The organism is Daejeonella sp., from assembly GCF_044232565.1.
Classification (GTDB): domain Bacteria; phylum Bacteroidota; class Bacteroidia; order Sphingobacteriales; family Sphingobacteriaceae; genus Daejeonella.
This window is the reverse complement of record NZ_JBIILQ010000240.1, coordinates 1-4,127: the sequence shown is the minus strand read 5'-3', so window position 1 is coordinate 4,127 and position 4,127 is coordinate 1. Positions and strand designations below refer to the sequence as shown.

The 4,127-nt window shown below is 38.4% G+C and carries 4 protein-coding genes and 1 pseudogene; 3 read left to right on the top strand and 2 right to left on the bottom strand.

Features of this window, described 5'->3' with window-relative positions; all coding sequences use genetic code 11:
* The 3 genes and pseudogenes from ACILQF_RS11225 to ACILQF_RS11215 form a co-directional block, all read left to right on the top strand.
* Positions 1-258 (top strand): annotated as a pseudogene (locus ACILQF_RS11225) (cysteine--tRNA ligase); the annotation flags it as partial.
* 121 nt (positions 259-379) lie between these two features.
* Positions 380-1,252, top strand: a complete 873-nt coding sequence (locus ACILQF_RS11220) for a hypothetical protein (RefSeq protein WP_395627498.1) — start codon at positions 380-382, stop codon at positions 1,250-1,252.
* Between the two features lie 124 nt (positions 1,253-1,376).
* Positions 1,377-1,700 (top strand): phosphoribosylpyrophosphate synthetase, encoded by a 324-nt coding sequence (locus ACILQF_RS11215; protein ID WP_395627497.1) that lies wholly within the window; start codon positions 1,377-1,379, stop codon positions 1,698-1,700.
* Here ACILQF_RS11215 and ACILQF_RS11210 read toward each other — a convergent pair.
* The gene (locus ACILQF_RS11210; RefSeq protein WP_395627496.1) at positions 1,681-2,646 is read right to left on the bottom strand and encodes an AAA family ATPase; all 966 of its coding nucleotides are present in this window, start codon (positions 2,644-2,646) and stop codon (positions 1,681-1,683) included. The genes ACILQF_RS11215 and ACILQF_RS11210 overlap by 20 nt on opposite strands.
* Positions 2,647-2,649: 3 nt before the next feature.
* Positions 2,650-4,014: a peptidylprolyl isomerase gene (locus tag ACILQF_RS11205; protein ID WP_395627495.1), complete on the bottom strand. Its 1,365-nt coding sequence runs from the start codon at positions 4,012-4,014 to the stop codon at positions 2,650-2,652.
* Positions 4,015-4,127: the final 113 nt, after the last annotated feature.

The following is a 4,127-nucleotide window of genomic DNA, read 5'->3' as shown; positions in this document are numbered from 1 at the left end:
AAAACTGCTGCAACACAAAAGGATATCGACGATTTAAAGAAATTGATGAACAATTTCGTTTTCGATGTATTGGGGCTCAAAGAAGAGGGTAACCAAACAGATGATACGGCTAAGCTCTTAGATTTTATAATCGGATTACGCACAGAAGCGAAGGAAAATAAAGATTATGCCACTTCCGACAAGATTAGAATTGGATTAAATTCTCTTGGAATTCAACTGAAGGATAATAAAGAGGGAACTACCTGGAATAAAATCTAAAATCGAAAAAGCATATAGATTATTTGTTCTTCGCAATACGATGGCGTTTTAATTTTTCGGCGCAATGCTTATGTATTAAATGGCAAAGCCATGAAAGACAAAACGATAATGAAATCAACCTATGAAACGACATTTTTCCTTTTTTTTCTTGATTTTACTTAGCTGGAAGCATAATTTCGGACAACAAAGCAATGGAAGGGTCAATTCACTGATTGCTGCTGAGAACTATTTTGCTGCCTACACAAAAGATAAAGGAATAAGGGAAGCTTTTTTAAAGGTTTCCGATGAGTCGACCATACTTTTTAAACCAAGCCCCCTAAAAGCAAAAGAATTTTTCGATAAAAAATCGAGTATTGACCGCGGAAAGCTAGATTGGACACCTGTATTTGCTAAAATATCAAAAAGTGGCGACTGGGGTTTTACAACTGGGCCATATTCTTATGGCACCAATATTAGTGAAACAACAATTTACGGACAGTATCTTTCTGTATGGCAGACAAATAGCAAGGGGGTATGGAAATTGGCTCTCGACTTAGGCATGACCCATCCCAAGCCATTAAATGAGCCAAATTTAAACTTTGTTGATCCTAAAAACTTCCGGTTTTTCAGACAAATTGCTGAAGCAAGATTAAAGCAAAGAGAAGAACTTATTCTCACCACTGATAAGCTATTTTCAAATACGCTTTTAGATAACCAGCGCTTGGCATACAACACTTTTTTTGCTGAGGAGGGCCGCCTTTTATTCCCTGGCTATGAACCGATAGTTGGGAAAACAAAAATCAATAATTTCTTAAGTCGGCAGCAAATTATTGTTGAAACGATGCCTGCTGTGGCAAACCGAGCTCTGGGTAGCGACTTAGCCTATACTTATGGGAAGGCCCAGATTACCAGAAATAACGTCTTAAGTCAGTTTAATTACGTAAGAGTTTGGGAATCCCAAGAAGGCTTTACTTGGAATATCCTTTTAGAAATTTACATTCCTGCAGGAGAGTAATTGGCTCGGTTTTAGCTATTGTTTCATAGTGTAATTGATCAATAGAAAGATACTGTTTTACTTTCTATCCGCATTTTGATCCTTACAGATTTTATTCAATCGTTTTAAATCTAAACGTGAAAGCATGAACAAGATCTCAAAAAACTACAGCAACCTCCTCGAAGCAGTAAATAACCTGCAAATAAGAGGATATATTTATAATTTTAATTATCAAGATTCAAGTTTACAATTTGGCGAAATCAATGAAAAATTAGCCGCTGAAGACCTGCTTATCACGGAGTTTTACCGTTTTGAAGGAATGAGCGATCCGGAAGACAATTCCGTAATATATGCTTTAGAAAGCAGACAGGGACATAAAGGGATGATAATTGATGCCTATGGCGCATATTCCGACGAAAATATTACAAGGTTTTTAAAGAATGTGAAGATTAAAGCAGATTTGCGATAATCTTTTCAATACTAAGCCCTTCGGCTTCAGCCTTATAATTACGTACTATACGGTGCCTGAGGATTGATTCTGCTACTGCTTGAACATCTTCCTTATCAGGAGAATATTTACCCGAAATAGCGGCATGACATTTTGCGCCCAGGACTAAAAACTGAGATGCTCGGGGGCCTGCACCCCAACTAAGAAATTTATTCACCTCGTCGGTTGCTGTAGCCGTACCGGGACGAGTCTTGGCGGCAATCGACACCGCATATTCCAATACATTGTCGGCAATGGGGATATTTCTAACTAACTGCTGAAAAAAGCTAATTTCAGAGGCCTTCAATATTTTAGTGAGTTCTACTTTTCTATTTGCTGTAGTGTTTCTAACCACTTGTAATTCTTCTTCAAATGAAGGATAAGTTAGAAAAACATTAAACATAAAACGGTCGAGTTGTGCTTCAGGTAAGGGGTAAGTGCCCTCCTGCTCAATAGGGTTTTGGGTTGCGAGCACAAAAAATGGCTGCGGTAGCTGATGTGTTTGCCCCCCCACAGTAACCACCTTTTCTTGCATAGCCTCTAAGAGAGCTGCCTGCGTTTTTGGTGGAGTTCTATTGATTTCATCGGCAAGAATGATGTTCGAAAAAATAGGCCCTCGAATAAATTTAAAACTACGATCCTCCCCTAAAATTTCTGAGCCCACAATATCCGAAGGCATCAGGTCTGGAGTAAACTGTATCCGATTATAGCTCAAGTCAAGAACCTGTGCAACGGTTTGCACGAGCAAAGTTTTAGCAAGGCCTGGAACACCAACCAATAGGCAATGACCATTACTAAAGATTGAGATTAGTACTGATTTTATCACCTCATCCTGACCAATGATTACCTGTGCAATTTCATTCCTAACCTTTTGATAAGATAGGTGTAATGCATCTATGGCCTCAACATCAGAACTAAAGTTTTTCATACCTTATTCTTTTGCGGTTGTCCAACCAGCCAATTCAGGGCAAACTTGGTATTCGCCATCAATTTTAATAAAGGTAACCTTCCTTCGTTTTTCAAACCATTCACTAATCGTACGGTTGTTTTTATCTTCAAAGGCTACCTCCTTAATTTTGGGGAAATCTTGATCGAGGCTAGCTTGATGGGGACCAGTCTTGGATTTTAGCATTACAATTCGGTAACCAGTTTTTCCATCTGCGCCAGTAAAAATAGATGGTTTAGAGATGTTTCCAACAGTCATTGTATCAATAGTAAGGAAAATCTGCGGATCCAATTTATCGGTAGGAATATACGTTGTACGATTCTGAACATTCTCTGCATTCAGCATCATACCGCCATTATATTTTGTTTCTTTATTATCCGAATAAAACGTTGCAGCAGCGCCAAAATCTAATTTTTTATCGGCTAAAAGAGTATGAACACTATCAATATGCGCCTTGGCACGATCCAAACTCGCTGGAGTAGGATTAGTATTTATTAAAATATGCCTTACATTAACCTGCTCACCAAGTCTTTCAATCACTTGCAATACGTGGAAACCAAATTCAGTTTCAATAACTGTAGATAGCTCTCCAGGCTTTAATTTGAACGCTGTAGCTGCAAACTCCTTTACTAAGCTACCTCTATCCATAAAACCTAATTCACCACCCTCTCGTGCCGAACCTGGATCTTGCGAATATAAACTTGCAAGGGTAGCAAAATCCTCCCCTCCTTTAATTCTCAACCTCAAAACCTCGGCCTTATCGCGAAAAACTTCTTTTTCTTCCTTATTAAGCTTTGGGTAGACTACAATCTCCGCAATCTCAACCTCCGTATTAAAGTAGGGCAAACTATCCTTTGGGATAGCATCAAAATATCGTTTTACCTCTAGAGGAGTTACAGATATATTTTCGGTAATTTTAGCTTGCATTTTTTGCGCAACCAACATTTCTTTAATATCTGGTCTGATCTCATCTTTGTATTGCAAAAGCGACCTGCCTAGGAATGTCTCCAAGCGCTCCTGACCACCTGCCCTACCACTCATAGAACGCAAACGTCTCTCAATTTCACTATCAACCTGATCTTCAGTTACGGTTACTGAGTCGATGATTGCTTGTTGCCCAAGAATTTTCTGAGACAATAAACTTTGCAAAATATTGCACTTCACATCTACATTTGCAGGGTTCCCCTGTGCCAAATATTGTGAATATTGCATTTCAATTTCGGATTGCAGAATGATAGAACTGCCTACAACGGCAGCAACTTTATCAAGGGATATAGATTTTTTTTGTGCATTTACTTGGACAAACGTAATAAATAGTAGTCCGGTAATTATCCCTAAGGTCTTTCTCATTTCTCGTATTTCTCGTGTTTGGGACTTGTAAAGCCCACAAAATTATATAATTCTAATAAAAATATTAGCCTTTTAACGGCGCATGATCAATTATTGATTTTACAAAATTATCA